10 protein-coding genes and 1 pseudogene are annotated in these 19,688 nt (G+C 37.6%); 6 read left to right on the top strand and 5 right to left on the bottom strand.

Annotation, left to right across the window (positions count from 1 at the left end; all coding sequences use genetic code 11):
- The first annotated feature begins 12 nt into the window (after positions 1 to 12).
- Both glmU and glmS read left to right on the top strand, forming a co-directional pair.
- A complete protein-coding gene (gene glmU, locus ACFIME_RS05355) occupies positions 13 to 1,362 on the top strand; it encodes a bifunctional UDP-N-acetylglucosamine diphosphorylase/glucosamine-1-phosphate N-acetyltransferase GlmU (RefSeq protein ID WP_375662156.1) in 1,350 nt (449 codons plus the stop codon).
- Between the two features lie 172 nt (positions 1,363 to 1,534).
- Positions 1,535 to 3,358: a glutamine--fructose-6-phosphate transaminase (isomerizing) gene (gene glmS, locus ACFIME_RS05350; RefSeq protein ID WP_375684614.1), complete on the top strand. Its 1,824-nt coding sequence runs from the start codon at positions 1,535 to 1,537 to the stop codon at positions 3,356 to 3,358.
- 390 nt (positions 3,359 to 3,748) lie between these two features.
- Here glmS and recG read toward each other — a convergent pair whose 3' ends face one another.
- Entirely contained in the window at positions 3,749 to 5,857 is a 2,109-nt protein-coding gene (recG, locus tag ACFIME_RS05345; RefSeq protein ID WP_375662154.1) for an ATP-dependent DNA helicase RecG, read from the bottom strand.
- Positions 5,858 to 6,259: 402 nt separating this feature from the next.
- Here recG and dnaE point away from each other — a divergent pair, with 402 nt between their 5' ends.
- Positions 6,260 to 9,727, top strand: coding sequence for a DNA polymerase III subunit alpha (gene dnaE / locus ACFIME_RS05340; RefSeq protein ID WP_375684634.1), 3,468 nt, complete (start codon positions 6,260 to 6,262; stop codon positions 9,725 to 9,727).
- A 191-nt stretch (positions 9,728 to 9,918) separates the two neighbouring features.
- Here dnaE and ACFIME_RS05335 read toward each other — a convergent pair whose 3' ends face one another.
- Together ACFIME_RS05335 and ACFIME_RS05330 are read right to left on the bottom strand one after the other, a co-directional pair.
- Complete coding sequence (locus ACFIME_RS05335; protein WP_375684613.1) at positions 9,919 to 11,166, bottom strand: FAD-binding protein; 1,248 nt, start codon at positions 11,164 to 11,166, stop codon at positions 9,919 to 9,921.
- 52 nt (positions 11,167 to 11,218) lie between these two features.
- Positions 11,219 to 11,467 carry a zinc-finger domain-containing protein gene (locus ACFIME_RS05330; protein ID WP_375662152.1) on the bottom strand — a complete coding sequence of 83 codons (249 nt, stop codon included), beginning with the start codon at positions 11,465 to 11,467 and terminating at the stop codon, positions 11,219 to 11,221.
- A 325-nt stretch (positions 11,468 to 11,792) separates the two neighbouring features.
- Here ACFIME_RS05330 and ACFIME_RS05325 point away from each other — a divergent pair, with 325 nt between their 5' ends.
- Together ACFIME_RS05325 and ppx are read left to right on the top strand one after the other, a co-directional pair.
- Positions 11,793 to 13,973 carry an RNA degradosome polyphosphate kinase gene (locus ACFIME_RS05325; protein ID WP_375662151.1) on the top strand — a complete coding sequence of 727 codons (2,181 nt, stop codon included), beginning with the start codon at positions 11,793 to 11,795 and terminating at the stop codon, positions 13,971 to 13,973.
- A 6-nt stretch (positions 13,974 to 13,979) separates the two neighbouring features.
- Positions 13,980 to 15,497 (top strand): exopolyphosphatase, encoded by a 1,518-nt coding sequence (gene ppx / locus ACFIME_RS05320; RefSeq protein WP_375655006.1) that lies wholly within the window; start codon positions 13,980 to 13,982, stop codon positions 15,495 to 15,497.
- 279 nt (positions 15,498 to 15,776) lie between these two features.
- Here ppx and ACFIME_RS05315 read toward each other — a convergent pair.
- Both ACFIME_RS05315 and rnd read right to left on the bottom strand, forming a co-directional pair.
- Positions 15,777 to 15,961 (bottom strand): annotated as a pseudogene (locus ACFIME_RS05315) (DNA-binding protein).
- 646 nt (positions 15,962 to 16,607) lie between these two features.
- Complete coding sequence (rnd, locus tag ACFIME_RS05310; RefSeq protein WP_375617784.1) at positions 16,608 to 17,762, bottom strand: ribonuclease D; 1,155 nt, start codon at positions 17,760 to 17,762, stop codon at positions 16,608 to 16,610.
- A gap of 132 nt (positions 17,763 to 17,894) precedes the next feature.
- Between rnd and aspS the strand changes: the two genes are divergently transcribed.
- Positions 17,895 to 19,688 (top strand): aspartate--tRNA ligase, encoded by a 1,794-nt coding sequence (gene aspS / locus ACFIME_RS05305; protein ID WP_375662150.1) that lies wholly within the window; start codon positions 17,895 to 17,897, stop codon positions 19,686 to 19,688.

Here is a 19,688-nt window from a genome sequence, read left to right as displayed (position 1 = left end):
TTATGTGTTTCTATGGTTAGAAGTTGTCTTTCTATTGTTCTTGCTGCAGGTGAGGGGACGCGCATGAAATCGTCTCTGCCTAAGGTACTTCATAAAATTGCTGGATTGCCTCTTATATGCCATGTTCTAAAACAAATAGAATTGGCAGGCTCTTCACAATTAGCAGTCGTTGTGGGATTTGGTGCTAAGGAGGTTACGCACGTTGTTCAGTCATTTGTAAAAGATGCGATGATTTTTGAACAAAAAGAGCGTTTAGGAACAGCTCATGCTGTTTTATCTGCTCGTTTAGCTTTGCAAAAGGAAGTGGATGATGTTCTCATTGTTTTTGGGGATACGCCTCTCATTCAGCAAGATTCATTGAACCAAATGCGTGCACAGCTTGCTGATGGAGCAGATGTTGTTTTTGCAGGTTTTCATACCCAAAATCCAACAGGTTATGGGCGTCTTCTCGAGAAAAATGGTCAATTGATCGCAATTGTAGAAGAAAAAGACGCTAGCGATGAAGAAAAAAAGATTTCTTTTTGTAACGGTGGAATACTCACTATGCGTGGAAAACTTGCACTTTCTCTTTTAGAGAAGGTTGGTAATAACAATGTGAAAAAAGAATATTATTTAACAGATATTGCTGCTCTTGCAATAGGCGAAGGATTAGATGTGCGTGTTGTTGAAGTTCCTTTTGAAGATATTGTAGGAATTAACAACAGTCTTGAGCTTTCTGAGGCTGATTCTTTGTGGCAAAAACGTAAAGCGCGCGATTTAATGTTATCGGGTGTTACACTCTTAAAACCAGAAACACTCTATTTTTCTTATGATACAGAAATTGAACCAGGGGTGGTGATAGAACCAAATGTTTATTTTGGATTAAGCGTGAAAGTACAATCTGGTGCTGTTATTCATGCATTTAGTTATCTCGAGGGTGCTGTGGTTGGTAAGGATGCACAGATTGGTCCCTATGCACGTTTGCGTCGAGGAACAGAGTTGGCGAAGTCCGTAAAGATTGGAAATTTTTGTGAAGTCAAACAAGCTAAGGTAGGAGAATCTTCTAAAATCAATCATTTAAGTTATATTGGTGATGCCGAAATTGGTGCACATACCAATATTGGAGCTGGTACGATTACTTGTAATTATGATGGATTTAACAAATATAAAACCATAATTGGTGATCATGCTTTTGTTGGGTCTAATACGGCACTTGTTTCCCCATTGGTAATAGGGGATGGCTCTTATGTTGCTTCAGGAAGTGTTATTACTGAAAATATTCCTATGAACAGTATGGCTTTTGGGCGTGCACGACAGGTTATAAAAGAGGGCTATGCGACAAAATTTCGAGAGCGCTTGTTAGAAAACAAACAGAAAAAATGATTATTTTCAGTCTATTCCTTTGTTTCGTGTTAATCTAACGATGGATAGGATGTTTATTCTTAAAGATTGCCGTACTCCATGTTTGAATTATTTTATTATTTATAGTTTTAAATAAAGGCTGTTGGATTGTTTTATAAGATTTAAATCTTAAGATGAGGGTTGGAGCTTTTTAATGTGTGGAATTATTGGAATTCTTGGAAAGAGGTGTGTTACGTCCTTTTTGGTTGAGGGGTTAAAACGTCTTGAATATAGAGGGTATGATTCATCTGGGGTGGCAACAGTCCATAATGGGCATCTTTATCGTGTACGTGCTGAGGGGAAGCTTGTTCATTTAGAAGAAAAATTAAAAAAAACACCTCTGGAGGGAAGTTTAGGGATTGGTCATACCCGTTGGGCTACGCATGGAATTGCTGTTGAACACAATGCGCATCCCCATGTGACTGAAAAGCTTGCGATTGTTCATAATGGTATTATTGAAAATTTTGTAGAATTGCAAAAGGAACTCATAGAGGATGGTTGTATCTTTGAAACAGAGACGGATACGGAAGTTATTGCACATTTAATAACGCGTGCATTAAAAGATGGTCTTTCTCCGCAAGAAGCTATGCGTACTAGTTGGAAAAGGCTGCAGGGGGCTTTTGCTATTGCTCTTATTTTCGAAGGTGAAGATAACCTTATGATTGCTGCTTGTTCTGGTCCACCTCTGGCAATTGGTTATGGAAAAGATGAATTTTTTGTGGGTTCAGATGCGATTGCTTTGGCACCATTCGTTGATTATATTAGCTATATGGAAGATGGGGATTGGGCTGTTCTCACACGGGAGGGTGTTACAATTTATGATGCTAACAACCAACCGGTAAAACGTCCTGTGACGACATTATTCGAAGGGGCTTTATTGATTTCTAAGGGTAATCATCGTCATTTTATGCACAAGGAAATGTTTGAACAACCTGAAGTGATTTCTCATAATTTGGCGCATTATCTTGACCTTGGAAATTATGTCGTTCGACCGCTTGAGAATTTGATTGATTGGAAAAATATTCATCGGCTTCTTTTTGCGAGTTGTGGAACGGCTTATTATTCAACCTTAGTTGCGCGCTATTGGTTTGAGAAATTTGCCGCTTTAAGTGTTGATAATGATGTTGCTTCGGAGTTTCGTTATCGTGAACCTCCTATAACGTCTGATGTGTTATCGCTGTTTGTTTCTCAATCTGGTGAGACAGCTGATACATTGGCTTCTTTGCGTTATTGTCGTGAGCGGGGTGTAAAAACAGCAACAATTGTGAATGTAGAGCAATCAACAATGGCAAGGGAGGCTGATTTTATTCTCCCAACACTTGCCGGACCGGAAATAGGTGTTGCTTCAACAAAAGCTTTTACCTGTCAATTGGCAACGCTTGCTTCACTCGCTCTTAGTGCTGCTAAACAACGTGGCTATCTCTCGGCTCAAATGGAAAAGAAACTGGTTCAACAGTTGGCAGAAGTTCCACGTATTTTAAATGAGGTCTTAAAATTAGAGAGAAAAATTGAATGTATTTGTCGTGATTTGGTGAATGCAAAAAGTGTTCTTTATCTGGGACGTGGAACTTCTTATCCGATTGCTTTGGAGGGAGCTCTTAAACTGAAAGAGCTTTCTTATATTCATGCTGAAGGTTATGCGGCAGGTGAATTAAAGCATGGACCAATTGCTCTGGTGGATGAGACAATACCCGTTATTGTTGTTGCACCTTATGATCGGTGGTTTGAAAAAACTTTTTCTAATATGCAAGAAGTGGTAGCGCGTAATGGTCGTATTATTTTAATAACCGATAAAAAAGGAGCAGAGGTGGCTTTTCTTAAGACTTTATCAACGATCACTTTGCCAGATGTTCCAGAATTTATTTCTCCTATTATTTATGCACTCCCTGTTCAGTTAATCGCTTATCATACGGCTGTTTTATTAGGAACAGATGTTGATCAACCCCGTAATTTAGCAAAATCAGTCACGGTTGAATAAAAGTATATTTTTGAATCTTTTGAAGAATAATCAAGTGTAAGAAATTGATTTATAATAAAGCTTATTTTTCCATTTTTCTCTGTTGAACGAGAATGCTGTAGACAGTTTTTTTCTTTCTCAATCCTTTACGATAAAACAAAAAATATCTTCTTACCTATCAAAAAATGGATCAGCTATGTGAACATAATGGTAAAAAAAGACGCAATATTGCTTCTACTGTTTTAATGCAAGAATAATTCAGATTGAGAGAGAAGATAGTGCTGTTGATTTATTATTCGTTCATGAAGCATAAAGATGGTAGAGACTGCGTAGATCATTTATGGGTAATTCTAAGAGAGAAAACCATATTTAAACAGAAAAGTATTTAAGTTTTTTATTAGAGGGTCTTTATTATCCTGCTCGTAAGAGGCGTGCAGCATCGTTGTGTCCGAAAAGATAAAGGAGCAACCGTAAAGCTTGTCCTTGCTCAGAAGAAAGATGAGGATCGCGTTGTAAAAATAAACAAGCATCTTTTCTTGCCATTGACAAAAGATCGCTATGAACAGCAAGGTTTGCTATATGAAATTCTGGGACTCCGGATTGTTTTGTACCTAAAAGCTCTCCTTCGCCTCGTAGGCGCCAATCTTCTTCAGCGATTTCAAAACCATCTTCTGTATTGCGGATAATATTAAGGCGTGTTGCTGCTGTTTTAGTCAGTGGATCTTTATAGAGCAAAATGCAGGAAGATTTTTTATCGCCTCGTCCTACACGTCCACGTAATTGGTGCAATTGTGAAAGGCCAAAATGTTCCGCGTGTTCGATGATAATGATCGAAGCATCTGGAATATCTACTCCCACTTCAATGACTGTGGTTGCAACTAAAATACGTGTATTTCCACATTTAAAAGATGCCATAGCGGCTTCTTTTTCTGCTGTAGACATTTTTCCATGGATCATACCAACGTGTGCTCCAAAGCACTCATGGAGAAATGCAAAGCGGTTTTCAATTGAAGTGAGATCAAGAGCTGTCGATTCCTCCACTAAAGGACAAATCCAATAGAGCTTCTCTCCTTTTTCTAATGCAATTGCGATTCTCTCTATAAGCTCATGAAGACGTTTCAAAGAAAGCGTTGCTGTTGTAATGGGTTGTCGTCCCATTGGTTTTTCGGTAATTTTAGATACATCCATATCACCAAAAGCTGTTAAGACAAGTGTGCGCGGAATGGGCGTGGCGGTCATAACCAGCATATCAGCTTTATTACCTTTTTCTGTAAGAGCGATACGTTGATGGACACCAAAACGGTGTTGTTCATCGATAATGGTTAAAGCGAGATTATTATAAGTAACACTGTTTTGTATGAGAGCATGGGTTCCGATGACAATAGAAACTTGACCTGACAAAATATCATTCACGATATTTGTCCGCAATTTCCCTTTTTCTCGTCCTGTTAAAAGCGTTGTTTGTAATCCGACCTTTTCGGCAAGAGGAGCGATGGTGGCAAAATGTTGCCTAGCAAGCACTTCAGTTGGTGCCATTAAAGCTGATTGTCCTGAATTTTCAGCAATTTGTGCCATTGCCATCAATGCAACAACAGTTTTTCCTGCGCCTACATCACCTTGAAGTAGTCTTAGCATCGGTTCTGGTGAAGCAAGATCATTTGCGATATCTTCTACTGCTTTTTTTTGTCCGGTTGTGAGTTGAAAGGGGAGGATATTGAGCAATTTTTTAGTATAAATTCCTGTTGATGGTCGAGAAGTGCCAACAAGAGATTTAGTTTTCAAACGCACGAGTCCTAGTGCCAATTGACAAGCGAGCAATTCATCATAGGCAAGACGTTTGCGTGCTGTACTTTCTAAGGATAGATCATTGGGGTTAATGGGCGCATGGATACGGCGTAAAGCAACAGAAAAAGAAGGAAAATTTTGCTGCTTTTTTACATTTTCATCTATCCATTCTGGTAGAAGAGGAATAAAATCAAGAGCGTTTTGTATGGCGCGTCTTAGTGTCTTTACAGTTAGTCCTGCAGTAGAGGGATAGACAGGTTCGATGAGAGGTATCTGATTTGATTGTTCGCTTGGGGCAATATAGTCTGGATGCGCCATTGAAAGCTGTCCATTAAACCATTCAACTTTTCCTGATATAATGACTTTTTTTCCTTCGGGGAGTTGTTTTTTTAGCCAAAGAGGTTGAGCATGAAAAAAGACTAAATTTATTTTTCCTGTGTGATCATGGGCAATAACACGATAGGGAATTCGGTTGTGACCACGGGGTGGTGGTTGATGCTGATCGATGATAATTTCGAGCGTAACAGTATTTCCTTCTTTTGCACAAGTAATGTTGGGACGCATTCTGCGGTCTATAACGGAATGGGGCATTAATTGAAGAAGGTCAATAAGGGTTGCTTCGCGTTGTGTGGGATTAACATCTAAGAGTTTGGTCAATAAACCATAGACTTTAGGTGTAATACCAGAAAGAGTTCGGATAGAATTAAAAAGTGGGGTAAGAAGACTTGGAGGCATGAGCAAATTTAACCTGCCCTTTTTGTTTTTTCTAGACCTTTAGAAGAGCTTTTTGGGGATAAAGTCATAAAGAGGAGGTTGCTTTATTTACACATTGAACTTTAGGAAGAGAAATTAATATTTAAAGAAAAATACAATTAAATGGTCAAAAATTAAAGTGCTTAGATGAGGTATATTGTTTTTCTTTTTATTTTAGGTGTTTATTTGCTGTGAATAGAAGCATTTTCTTGATAGAACTCTCTTATAAATATTAATAAAATTAGGATATTGCTCCTATGTAGGATGATGAATTTATAGCTTTAAAGTTTGATGATAAACAGAAGTTTTTTCTTTTATAAGGGGTGCTGTTTAGCATTTATTTTGTAGTGGGAAATTGTGAGAGTGGTAAAAAATAAAATGCAAATGCAAGAGAACAAAAATTCTCTTCCTCGCTTTATTCATTTGAGAGTGCATTCAGCTTATTCCTTGCTCGAAGGGGCTTTAAAAATCCCCCAAATTATTCAACAGACGATTTCAGATCATGCACCAGCGATTGCTATTACCGATACCAATAATTTATTTGGTGCTTTGGAATTTTCACAGCATTGTCTTTCTCATGGGGTCCAACCTATTATTGGTTGTCAGCTTACTGTTGATTTTTGTGATGAAAATGATCATTCACGTTTGGCTAAATGGCGTAATCCTTCTGATTTTTGCTCTATTGTTCTTTTGGCAGCTAGCGAAACCGGTTATGCTCATTTGGTTCATCTTGTGAGCCGTGCTTATCTTGATAAGTGTGATACTGATCCTCCTCATATTAAAGCTGATTGGTTGTCAGAACACAGTGAAGGAATAATCGCTTTAACGGGTGGAAAGGGAGGACCTATTAATCTTTCTTTGGCGGAAGAGAAAAAAGAACACGCTGTTGAGCGCTTAATTTATTTGAAAAAATCTTTTGCGGATCGTCTTTATGTGGAGTTACAACGGCATAGTTCTTATGACCGGAGTGTAGAAGCTGATCTTATTGAATTGGCTTATGCGCATGAAATTCCTCTTGTTGCAACGAATGAAGCCTTTTTTCTGAAAAGAGAAGGGTATGAAGCGCATGATGCGCTGATGGCTGTTTCTGAAGGACAAATTGTCTCTAATCCAGATCGCAAACGTGTGACGCCAGATCATTATTTGAAGTCACAAGATGAAATGGTTACACTGTTTTCTGATCTTCCAGAAGCTTTGGAAAATAGTGTTGAAATTGCATTGCGTTGTCATATTGCCTCGCCTCTTCGAAAACCGATATTGCCTCGTTTTATAGAACAATCTGTTAATTCAGAAACTACTTTAGAAATAGAAGATAGTGAGTTGTTAAATCAGGCTAAAGCTGGTTTGAAGATGCGGCTTGAAACAATAGGGTTGGCTGAAGGGTATACGATTGCAGATTATGAACAGCGGCTTGATTATGAAATTTCAGTTATTACGCGTATGCAATTTTCTGGATATTTTCTTATCGTTTCAGATTTCATAAAATGGGCAAAGGTTCATGACATTCCCGTTGGACCAGGACGGGGTTCTGGTGCTGGTTCACTTGTTGCTTATGCATTGACAATTACTGATGTGGATCCCTTGCGGTTTTCTCTTCTCTTTGAACGTTTTCTCAACCCAGATCGTGTTTCGATGCCAGATTTTGATATCGACTTTTGTCAAGAGCGGCGCGAAGAAGTTATTCAATATGTTCAAAAAAAATATGGACGTGATCAAGTTGCTCAAATTATTACCTTTGGTAAGTTACAGGCACGTGCAGTTTTGCGTGATGTGGGGCGTGTTTTAGAAGTTCCTTATCGTCAGGTGGATTATCTTACAAAATTAATTCCTGCCACGCCAGGAAGTCAGGTAGAATTAGCTGATGCTATTAAGGATGAACCTAAATTTGAAGAGGAAAAGAAAAAAGATCCCGTTGTTGGCCGCACATTAGATATAGCACTTCAGTTGGAGGGACTTTATCGTCATGCTTCAACTCATGCTGCTGGGATTGTTATCGGAGATCGTCCACTTTGGGAGCTTGTCCCGATGTATCGTGATCCTCGTTCTGATATGCCTGTTACACAATTTAACATGAAATATGTGGAACAGGCGGGGCTGGTAAAATTTGATTTTCTTGGATTAAAAACGCTTACTGTTTTGAAAATGGCAGTCGATTTTGTTGCCAGAAAGGGGATTAAAATAGATTTATCAAATATTCCTCTGAATGATGAAGCAACCTACGCTATGATGGCACGTGGTGAAACGGTTGGTGTGTTTCAGGTGGAAAGTTCTGGTATGCGCAAGGCGTTGATTGGAATGAAGCCAGACCGTATTGAAGATATTATTGCGCTGGTCGCACTTTATCGTCCAGGTCCAATGGAGAATATTCCAACCTATAATGCACGCAAACATGGGGAAGAGAAAATTGCTTCTATTCATCCTAAAATAGATCATCTGATCAAAGAAACACAAGGTGTTATTGTTTATCAAGAACAGGTGATGCAGATTGCTCAGGTTCTTGCTGGCTATTCGCTTGGAGAAGCTGATTTACTACGTCGTGCTATGGGGAAAAAAATTCATGCTGAAATGCAAAAACAGCGTACGCGTTTTATCAATGGAGCTGTTGCAGGTGGTGTGGATAAAGATCAAGCTGATATTATCTTTGATCTTTTAGCAAAATTTGCCGATTATGGTTTTAATAAATCGCATGCTGCTGCTTATGCAATTGTTTCTTACCAAACAGCTTATATGAAAGCAAATTATCCCGTTGAGTTTTTAGCTGCTTCAATGACATATGATATGACGAATACAGATAAGCTCAATGATTTTCGACGCGAAGCATTAAGGTTGGGTATTGAAGTTATTGCACCTTCTATACAAACATCTCATCGTGTTTTTGAGGTTGGTGATAACAGTATTTATTATTCTCTTGCTGCCATTAAAGGTGTGGGAGAAACTGTTGTAGATCATATTGTTTCTTGTCGTGGGAATAAGATTTTTAAGGATTTGGAAGATTTTTGTGCGCGCGTTGATCCTCGTATTGTTAATAAGCGTGCGATGGAAAGTTTAGTTTGTGCTGGTGCTTTTGATTGTTTTAACATTGCACGTGAGGTTTTATTAGCCAATCTTGGAACCCTTCATGCGCGTGCACTTCGTATTCTCGATGACAATTCTAGCGGGCAGGTTGATATATTTGGAATGGCAGGCGGATTAAAAGAACCATTGATTTTATCGCAAACAACCCCTTGGTTGCCGGCTGAGAAACTTTATCGAGAATTTCAAGCTATAGGTTTTTACTTTTCTGCGCATCCTTTGGAGGAGTATCAAGCTATTCTGGACAAAAAACGCATTCAGACTTGGGGTAATTTTGCCAATGCCGTTAAAGGGGGAGCAACAGCTGCACGGCTTGCTGGAACTGTTGTGGCAAAAAGCGTGCGCAAAACAAAATCTGGTAAAAAAATGGGAATTATTCATTTTTCTGATACAAGTGGACAATATGAAGCAGTTCTCTTTTCTGAGGCACTCTCGGATTATGAAGAGATGCTAGAACCCGGAAAATCTTTTATTATTACGGTGAGCGCAGAAAATCGTTCTGAAGGAGTTAGTTTGCGAATTGAAACAATTCAGTCTTTGGAAAATGAATCATTACAACAGCATAAAATGATGCGTCTCTTTATAAAAACAGTTGATATGCTTCCACAAATTGAACAAAATTTAAATCTTGGGGGGAATGGAGAGGTTGGGCTTATTTTAATTCAAGAGGATGGATTGCGAGAAGTCGAAATTGCGCTTCCTAAGCGATATAAGGTAAATTCACATGTCGCAAATGCTATGAAATTAATTCAGGGTGTTGTTGATGTAGAATTGAGTTAAAGAAAGATTAAAGATGGGAGCTGATTTTGAGTGGTGTTTTTGCTTTTAGGAGAGCTAAAAATTGAGCTTTTAAAATCGGATTGTAGATTTCGAAAAATATTGCTTTTATTTGAGTAAATTATGATATTTTTTTAGTGTCATAAAATTAAAAAATCTCGTTCTTTCGTAATATTCAAAGTGCCGGAAGAATTTTATAAGTTTTTATCATTATTTTTTATAGAATTCATCGCATCATATATGTAAAGCCAATTGAGATCTGACATAATGCTCTCTGGTGTACGAATTTTCATCATGAGATTGCGTGCAATTGCTATGGGACCGGTTGCGTGATAGGCTAATCTATTGAAATCTGCGCGTTTTTTTACTGCTGCAATACGGGGAGTGCGTATTGTTTCGTAAAGCGAAAGTGCTTTCGTTAATGAAAAATCTTTCAATGAAAGTGCTTTTGCTAATGTGGCGGCATCTTCGATTGCCATAGCGGCACCTTGTGCTGCAAAAGGTAAGGCAGCATGTGCGCAATCGCCAACAAATACTTGTCTCTCTAAACCGATAAAACGATTTTGTTTCATTTGAAAGAGTGGCCAATAGCTCCATTCATCAATATGATCAAAGATTTCTAAGATTTTTGAATTCCAATCTTTAAAAAGAGATTTGAGTTTTTCTTTATCTCCTTTATGGGCCCATCCTTCTTTTGAATTTTCTCCATGCGTAATGGCGACAAAATTAAAAATTTTTTCTGACGATTGAATGGGGTAGACAACAAGATGATTTTTTGATCCCATCCAAGCCGTAATTGTCTTCATATTTTGCAATGAAGAACGAAAGTTTTGAGGAAGATTATCAGATGTTGTTGTTGCACGCCAAGCAATAAAGCCACTAAAATTTGCTTTTTCATGAAAAGGAGATTGTTGCCGTAATGTTGACCAAACGCCATCACATCCGATCAGGAGGGGCGTTGAATAAAGCTGTTCTGTTGCCGTATCTGTTTTTATTGTCGTGATTTTAATGTTGCTTGCAGATTGGGTAGAAGATACAATCGTTTCGCCTGCTTTGTATTTGATCAAAGGATTTTCAATCACTGCATTATATAAAATTTTTTGTAAAGCCGCGCGGTGAATCGTCAGATAAGGGGCTTTCCAATATTTTTCTGTTAGATTAATAAGATGAGCCCGTAGATGTATTTTTAAAGATAATCCATCTTTTAACTCAAAAAAATGTGGGATTGTCGCGACTTCAGAGAGTTTGTTAAGAAGTTTCCAGCGAGCAAGAATAGATGTTGCATTTGGTGTCAGTTGAATACCAGCGCCTATCGTTTCAAGTTGCTTACACTTTTCGATAATGGTGCTTGCAATTCCTTTATGAGCGAGTGCTAAAGCGGTGCTTAAACCAGCAATTCCTCCCCCAACGATGATGGGTGATTGTTCTACAAATGATTTCATATTAAACAAGCAGAATTAAAAGAGTAGTTATTAAGAAAGCCAAAAAACGCAATTATAATAGCTTTTCTGGATTATATAAGCATCCTGTTGGGTTTGTTTGATTGTATGATAGTGAGGGAACATAACGATAAAGGGTTGAGCAGTAAGGGCAAATTTTCTCATCTGCTGTTCCCATGTCGATAAAGATATGAGGATGATCGAATGGTTGTGTAGCGCCTACACACATAAATTCTTTCACACCAATTTCGATTGTTTTATATCCAATGTCATTTTGAAAATGAGGAATGTTGTGATCAGACATGGCGTACAAACTCCAGAATAAATTTTCTCATCAGCTATGATTGGGCTCTTCTATTTTATAGGCGTGAGTTTGTAATAAAGCGTAGAATAATGCAAGCTGCTTTTTAAGACAAATTTCTCTTCTTTTATGCTATATTAGAATAGTTGTTTTACTTTTAGTGCTTTGCGCATAGCAATAATTCCAAGTATTTTAAAATATTAAATGGAAAAATGATGAGGGAAGTTAGGCATTGATATATTATTATGATGATAACATATTATCAAATATTATGTGAGATATTTCGTCAGGGATTTTAGAAAATGTAAAAGAAAATTATTTAGGATATATGGAACAGAGGGTGGTAGATAAAATTTCTATATCGAATATAACAATGAAAAATCCGGTACGGTTTATTAATCGAGAGTTTTCATGGCTACAATTTAATAATCGTGTTTTGATGGAAGCGGCTAATTCGAAACATCCTTTATTAGAACGTCTACAATTTCTTTCTATTTCAGCCGCAAATCTTGATGAGTTTTTTATGGTTCGTGTTGCAGGACTAGCAGCTCAAATTCGTGCTCGCGTTACAGCGTGCAGTGCAGATGGGCACACTCCACAGGAACAACTTGATATTGTATTAGCTGAGATTTCAAAGCTGCAGGCTCACCAACTACGAGAATTGAATGTTTTACGTGATGAATTAAAAAAGAATGATATTGAAATTATTTGTTCTGATGATCTTTCAGAAATTGAAAAGTCATGGCTTGAAAAATATTTTCTTGAGACAATTTTTCCTGTTTTAAAACCTTTGCCTGTTGATTCTACTCATCCTTTTCCATTTATTCCTAATTTAGGGCTTTCTATTGCGCTTCAATTGTCTGGAGAAACTGATCAGAACTCACACACAGTGTTGTTGTCTATTTCAATGCTTTTAAGGCGTTTTATTCTTCTTCCTCAAGAAGGCAATCATTTTCGTTTTATTGCATCTGAAGATGTTATTTGCCTTTTTATTAAATATGTATTTCCTAACTATGAGGTTAAAGAAATTGGTACATTTAGAGTAATCCGAGATAGTGATATTGAAGTAGAAGAAGAAGCTGAGGATCTTGTTCATTTTTTTGAAACTGCTCTTAAAAGGCGGCGCCGTGGGCAGGTTATTCGAGTTGAGTTTGACGCAAAAATGCCAGAGAGTTTACGCCAATTTATAGCGAATAGTCTCGCTGTTCCTGATAATTGTATTAATGTTCTTGATGGATTTTTAGCGCTTAATACGGTATCAGAAATTGTTTCTATTCCCCGTGATGATCTCAAATTTATTCCTTATATTTCTCGTGTTCCAGAATGTATTCGTGAACATAAAGGAGATTGTTTTGCGGCTATTCGTGAAAATGATATTGTGATTCATCACCCCTATGAGACATTTGATGTTGTTGTCCAATTTTTACGTCAAGCTGCTTGCGATCCTGATGTTGTGGAAATCAAACAAACACTTTATCGTACATCAAATGATAGTCCAATTGTTGGCGCTTTGATTGAAGCAGCTGAACAGGGAAAGTCTGTGACTGCTTTGGTAGAACTTAAAGCACGTTTTGATGAGGAAGCAAATATTCGTTGGGCCCGGGATCTTGAATGTGCTGGGGTTCAAGTTATTTTTGGTTTTATTGCATTAAAAACGCATGCTAAGATGTCATTAGCTGTGAGACGTGAGGGAAAACGTCTTCGCTCTTATGTTCATCTTGGGACAGGAAATTATCATCCCATTAACGCTAAAACTTATACCGATCTTTCTTTTTTTTCCACGGATGATGATATCGCTCATGATGTTGCGTTATTGTTCAATTATATTGCGCAATATGAGCGTCCAAATGAAACAATGAAGATTGCTTTTTCACCCTTAACATTGCGTGGTCGTATCTTAGAGCATATTGAGGGAGAAATTGTTCATGCACAACAGGGAAGGTTTGCTGCTATTTGGATGAAAGTTAATGCATTGGTTGATCCTGAAATTATTGATGCTTTATATCGTGCCAGTCAAGCAGGGGTGCAAATTGATTTGGTTGTGCGGGGGATATGTTGTTTACGTCCTGGTATTCTAGGAATTTCGGATAATATTCGTGTAAAATCAATTGTCGGGCGTTTTCTTGAACATAGTCGCATTTTTTGTTTTGGGAATGGTCAAGATTTGCCTAATGAAAATGCACTCGTTTACTTAGGCTCTGCTGATATGATGCCTCGTAATTTGGACTATCGTATTGAAATATTGGTTCCGGTTTTTAATAAAATAGTGCGTCAAAAAATTCTTTTACAGATTATGTTAGCTAATATCATTGATAATCAACAAAGCTTTGATATACTTAAGGATGGAACATCAAAACGTATTACACCGCAGATAGGTGAAAGTCTATTTAATGCGCAGGAGTATTTTATGGCCAATACAAGTTTTGCGGGGGAAAATGAGTCTTTTGAGTCTTCTGTTTCGCGCTTGGTTGCGTTGCATCGGCAACAAGCCGAAATACATAAAGACTAAAATCCAATGACATATAGAGATGCTCAAGGTCGGTTAAAAGGGCGTAAGCCTGTTGCTGTTATTGACATTGGCTCAAATTCTGTTCGGTTGGTTATTTATGAGGGGCTTGTTCGATCACCAACAGTTTTATTTAATGAAAAGATTCTTTGTGGTCTCGGTCATGGTGTGGCGAAAACAGGATTTTTAGAAGAAAAATCGATGAAAATGGCGTTGCAAACACTGAAACGGTTTCGTACGCTTTGTCGACAGATTGGGGCAGATGAGGTCTATACTTTAGCAACAGCAGCAGCACGAGATGCACAGAATGGCGTAGCATTTATTCAGCATGCTGAAGATATTTTGCAAAATAAAATATATCTTCTTTCAGGAAGTGAAGAAGCTATGTATTCAGCATATGGAGTTGTGTCTACTTTTTATCAACCAAAAGGTATTTCTGGGGATCTTGGTGGTGGAAGTCTTGAGCTGATTGATATTGATCATTCTGATGTTGGTGAAGGGATAACGCTCCCATTGGGTGGTTTAAGGCTACAGTATATGTCAAATAATGATAGTGCTGTAGCTACAAAAATTGTACATGAGCAATTTTATAAATCGTCTGTTGTTCGTACTCGTAAAGGTATAGCACGTTATTTTTATGCAGTAGGGGGGACATGGCGTAATTTGGCAAAACTCCATATGGCAATGAAACACTATCGGCTTCCTGTTATGCATGGCTATGAAGTTGATGCTGTTGAAATGGAGAACTTTTTACGTCTTGTAGCACGTGGCAATATTGATAATATGAGAGGGATTGCAGCGGTTTCTCAGAACCGTCGAAAACTTTTATCTTATGGGGCAATAGTTCTTATTGAACTCATTCAGTGTATGGAGTTTGAAAAGATAATCTTTTCTGGTGCTGGCGTTCGTGAAGGTTTTCTTTATTCACGATTGCCGCAGGCGATTCGACTTTCAGATCCTCTCATTGCAGCATGCACAGAAATGGCTATTTTACGGGCACGTTCACCAAAACAAGCAGAAGAACTCATTGATTTTACGACGAATGCTTTTGAAGTTTTTGGAATTTCAGAAACGGAAAATGAATGCCGTTATCGTCAAGCCGCTTGTCTTCTTGCGGATATTGGTTGGCGTATACATCCAGATTATCGAGGCAATGAAGCAGCAAATCAAATAGCTTTAGGATCTTATCCAGGAATTTCTCATGAAGGGCGCCTTTACGCGGCGCTTGCTGTTTTTTTTCGCAATACGAGTTTATTGGTTGATAAAGAATCTCTTCCCATTTTTCAATTAGCAACTCAAAATATAATTGAAAAAGCACGTATTCTTGGCGAAACTATGCGTATTGCTCATCTTTTCAGTGCTTCTGTTGCAGGAATTTTACCTCATTTATTGTGGCATAGAAAAGCAGATCATATTATCCTGCAGATCCCAAAGAATTACGCTGGATTATTAGGAGAACGTCCTTTTGGACGATTACAGAAGTTATCAAAAATAATAAAACAACCTCTCGCTTTTGAAATTTTTTGATTTTTTTCCTAATTTATTCGTGTTTTATGTCTTATAATATAGGGCTATTGACGAGGGATAAACTAGGTAGCCTATCATCATGAGCTGGACAATAGGACTTGTTCCATAACGCGCCCATGCTCTAGACACCACGCAAAGCATTTGTTAATGCCTGAGCATTCATAAAAGAAAACATAATTTTTTATTCTGTTATTTGCGTCACAGGATGGATTTTTCACTTCATAAGCTTCATGTGAAAATGAAAAGTTTTGTCCATTTTTACGTGAAAAGGTTTTCTTTTTATGCTGCGTCGTTATAATGTTTCTGTTTAGCTTGCTCGATTATCTTGATAAGATTCGATTGTAACCAACGCGATAAAAAACAAGTTTTAAAGATTTTGGGAGAGATCCACTGGTTACATGACGCTGGAATGTTGAAATACTCATATGAAACAGTTTTGCACTTTTACGGTCTGTCAAAAGAATATCATTTCAGTCATTATAAAATCCTTTCAATATAAAAAATAGAAATAAATCATAACTATTTATTAACCATGATTTTTGAATCCTTTGAAAGGTGTTTAATTTATAAAAAACAGCGCTTTATCATATAATTTCTTATGTGAAACTTTATGAGTCTTATTGAGATGAAATGAGAGAATCTTACGATATTCGGAGGTCTAATTCAATATAAATAACGCTAGATTATCGTTATAAATCAATATATTGCTTTTGTTAGGTATTTTAGTTGTTATGCTGGCTTGTTTTTGATTGTTAGATTGCAATCTCGGTAGTTTTTTAATACGATATGGTGACGTGAGGCATTATATCTTTGTTTGTTCCTATTTCTAGGCTGCTATTTTTGTAATGAATGCGCTTTTATATCAGAACTTTTTCTTTTCAAAACTTTTAAATAAGGAGCTGTTTGTTTTTTTAGATTATTTTTAATGGGATTGCTATTTGATTGACCTGATAAAGATTTAGCTATCATTTTAATAAGAGTTTACTATTTAATTTTTTAACTTTGTCAGAAGTAGGCTTTATTTATCCTATTTCCGTTGGCCTATAGGGTATACCAATTGATGTAGATAATGAGTAGCATATAATGGATTTTTCAAAATGAAAATGTAAATTAAAGCTGTTTTGTGTTTATTTTTCCATCGTTACAGTAAAACCCTATCTGGCCCTTTAGCAGTTGTTCGGCTTTTTGTCCAAATATTTCATAGCGCCAGCCATTCATAGCGGGAATATTTTTCTTTATTCCTCCATTGGCAATTTTTTCTAAATCATTAGATGTTGCAATAATTTTAGGGGCAATGCTGTTTTCATTTGCAACAATTTTTAATAACACTTTGAGCAGATCGATAACAGCGGCTGTCGTATCATTGAGTGGATTATGTTTAGGAATGGGGGGTAAAGTAGAAAGATCCACCTCTAAGCCTTCGTGGACAGCTTTGATTAATGATTGAGCAATTGAGAGTTTATCCCAATTCTTATTAAGACTGCGCAACCGTTTTAATGCAGATTCATCTTTTGGTTGTTGGGTTGCTATTTCTATAAGACATTCATCTTTTATGATATGACGACGTGGCATATTGTATTTTCGTGCTTCACGTTCCCGCCAAGCTGCTATCTTTTGTAATACAGCAAGTTCACGTGGCTTTTTAATTTTTCCTTTCACTTTTTTCCATGCTTCATCTTCTGGCATATCATAGGTTTTAGGATTTAAAAGGATTGTTATTTCATCGTTCATCCAGTGAGCACGTTGATTTTTTTCTAACCTTTTTTTCAATAACAGGTAAACATCTCTTAAGTAAGTTACATCGGCAAGTGCATAGAGCAGTTGTTTTTCAGACAAAGGGCGGTAACTCCAGTCTGTAAAGCGGGAGGATTTATCAAGATGATGCCCCGTGCAGCGTTGTACAATTTGATCATAGGAGATAGAATCACCAAATCCACAAATTGATCCTGCTATTTGCGTATCAAAGAGAGGGGAAGGAATAACACCTCCAAGATGATAAATTGTTTCAATATCTTGGCGCGCAGCATGAAAAACTTTTACAACTTTTTTATCGATCATAAGGTCAAAAAAAGGTTGTAAATCAATATTTGGTGCTATGGGATCAATTAAAACTGTGACATCTGGTGATGCGAGCTGGATTAAACACAGTTGAGGCCAAAAAGTTGTTTCGCGAATAAACTCAGTATCGACTGTTACAAAATCAGAGGTACGTAGAGCGTTAAGTGCAATTTCAAGATCTGTTGTTTGTGTAATAAGATTCATCATTTTATTATAATTCGATAAATTAAATTTGTGCTTTATTGACTTTATTTCTGAGTTTTTATTCTCATATCTTGACAAATGGTTATTAAAAAGCGTTTGTAGCGCATGTGAATATTATAATCAAAGGCAAAAAACATGCACCGTTATCGCAGTCATCATTGTGCGGCTCTTCGTAGATGTGATGTAGGAACACAAGTTCGTCTTTCGGGGTGGGTTCATCGTGTTCGTGATCATGGAGGAATTCTTTTTGTAGATTTACGTGATCATTTTGGAATCACACAAATTGTTGCTGACCCTGCTTCACCAGCTTTTAAATTTATTGAAAAAGTGCGTTCTGAATGGGTTATTCGTGTGGATGGGGAGGTATGTGCTCGTTCTGATGAGGTTATTAATGCAACGCTTCCAACAGGTGAGATTGAAATTTTTGCACAAGAGGTAGAAATTCTTTCAAAATCTGATGAGCTTCCTTTACCGGTTTTTGGTGAGCCTGATTATCCAGAAGATATTCGATTAAAATATCGTTTTCTTGATTTGCGTCGGGAGACTATGCACAAAAATATCATGCGTCGGACTGAAATTATTGCGGCTATGAGACGGGCTATGCAAAATAATGGTTTTACGGAATTTACGACGCCACTTTTGACAGCTTCATCGCCGGAAGGAGCGCGTGATTTTTTGGTTCCAAGTCGTGTTCATCAGGGGAAATTTTATGCGCTACCGCAAGCACCACAGCAATATAAACAGTTGTTGATGATGTCAGGTTTTGATCGTTATTTTCAGATTGCTCCATGTTTTAGAGATGAAGATCCAAGGGCCGACCGTCTTCCTGGTGAATTTTATCAATTAGATGTTGAAATGAGTTTTGTTGAGCAAGAAGATGTTTTAGCAACTATGGAACCTATTATGCGTTCTATTTTTGAAGAATTTGCAGATGGAAAAACTGTGACACAAAGCTTTCCTCGCATTTCCTATGATGAAGCAATGCGAAAATATGGTTCTGATAAGCCTGATCTACGTAATCCGATCATTATGGAAGATGTTTCTCAGCATTTTTATAATTCTGGTTTCAAAGTTTTTGCTCAAATTTTAGCGAATGATGAGAATGCACAAGTGTGGGCTATCCCAGCTAAAACGGGTGGAAGTCGTGCTTTTTGTGATCGTATGAATGTATGGGCACAAGGCGAGGGGCAACCAGGACTCGGCTATATTTTCTGGCGTGAAGAAGAAGGAAAATTTGAAGGAGCAGGGCCTATCGCCAAAAATATTGGTGAACAGAGGACTGAAGCAATCCGTATACAGCTTGGACTTGAAAGTGGGGACGCCTGTTTTTTTGTAGCTGGCGATCCAAAAAAGTTTTCATCTTTTGCCGGAGCAGCACGCACAAGGGTAGGGGAAGAATTAGATCTTCTTGATAGAGATAGTTTCTCTTTGGCGTGGATTGTTGATTTTCCATTTTTTGAATGGAATGAAGATGAAAAAAAGATTGATTTTGGACATAATCCTTTTTCCATGCCTCAAGGGGGAGAAAATGCTCTTGCCTGTCAAGATCCTCTTACTATTAAAGCCTTTCAATATGATCTTGTTTGCAATGGTTATGAAATTGCATCAGGTGGAATTCGTAATCACTTACCAGAAATGATGCTTAAAGTTTTTGAACTTGTAGGACTTTCTAAGGAAGTTGTGAAAGATCGTTTCGGTGGTCTTTATCGTGCATTCCATTATGGGGCTCCGCCACATGGTGGTATGGCTGCGGGAATTGACCGCATCATTATGCTGTTGCAAGGTGTTAAAAATTTGCGTGAAGTTGCTTTATTTCCTATGAATCAACAGGCACTTGATCTTTTGATGAGTGCTCCGTCTGATGTGTCTCCTACACAATTACGTGATTTAGGAATCCGTATGGCTCCTACTCACAAAAATAGCTCATAA

The organism is Bartonella sp. AP1QHHD (assembly GCF_042196265.1).
Lineage (GTDB): Bacteria > Pseudomonadota > Alphaproteobacteria > Rhizobiales > Rhizobiaceae > Bartonella.
This window is presented reverse-complemented; position numbering and strand designations above follow the sequence as displayed.

Excerpts from the sequence above, each read along its gene's own strand:
- ACFIME_RS05335 (WP_375684613.1), bottom strand. The coding sequence starts at position 11,166 with ATGAAATCATTTGTAGAACAATCACCCATCATCGTTGGGGGAGGAATT.
- rnd (WP_375617784.1), bottom strand. The coding sequence starts at position 17,762 with ATGATGAATCTTATTACACAAACAACAGATCTTGAAATTGCACTTAAC.
- ACFIME_RS05325 (WP_375662151.1), top strand. The coding sequence starts at position 11,793 with ATGGAACAGAGGGTGGTAGATAAAATTTCTATATCGAATATAACAATG.
- glmU (WP_375662156.1), top strand. The coding sequence starts at position 13 with ATGGTTAGAAGTTGTCTTTCTATTGTTCTTGCTGCAGGTGAGGGGACG.
- glmS (WP_375684614.1), top strand. The coding sequence starts at position 1,535 with ATGTGTGGAATTATTGGAATTCTTGGAAAGAGGTGTGTTACGTCCTTT.
- dnaE (WP_375684634.1), top strand. The coding sequence starts at position 6,260 with ATGCAAGAGAACAAAAATTCTCTTCCTCGCTTTATTCATTTGAGAGTG.
- aspS (WP_375662150.1), top strand. The coding sequence starts at position 17,895 with ATGCACCGTTATCGCAGTCATCATTGTGCGGCTCTTCGTAGATGTGAT.
- ACFIME_RS05330 (WP_375662152.1), bottom strand. The coding sequence starts at position 11,467 with ATGTCTGATCACAACATTCCTCATTTTCAAAATGACATTGGATATAAA.
- ppx (WP_375655006.1), top strand. The coding sequence starts at position 13,980 with ATGACATATAGAGATGCTCAAGGTCGGTTAAAAGGGCGTAAGCCTGTT.
- recG (WP_375662154.1), bottom strand. The coding sequence starts at position 5,857 with ATGCCTCCAAGTCTTCTTACCCCACTTTTTAATTCTATCCGAACTCTT.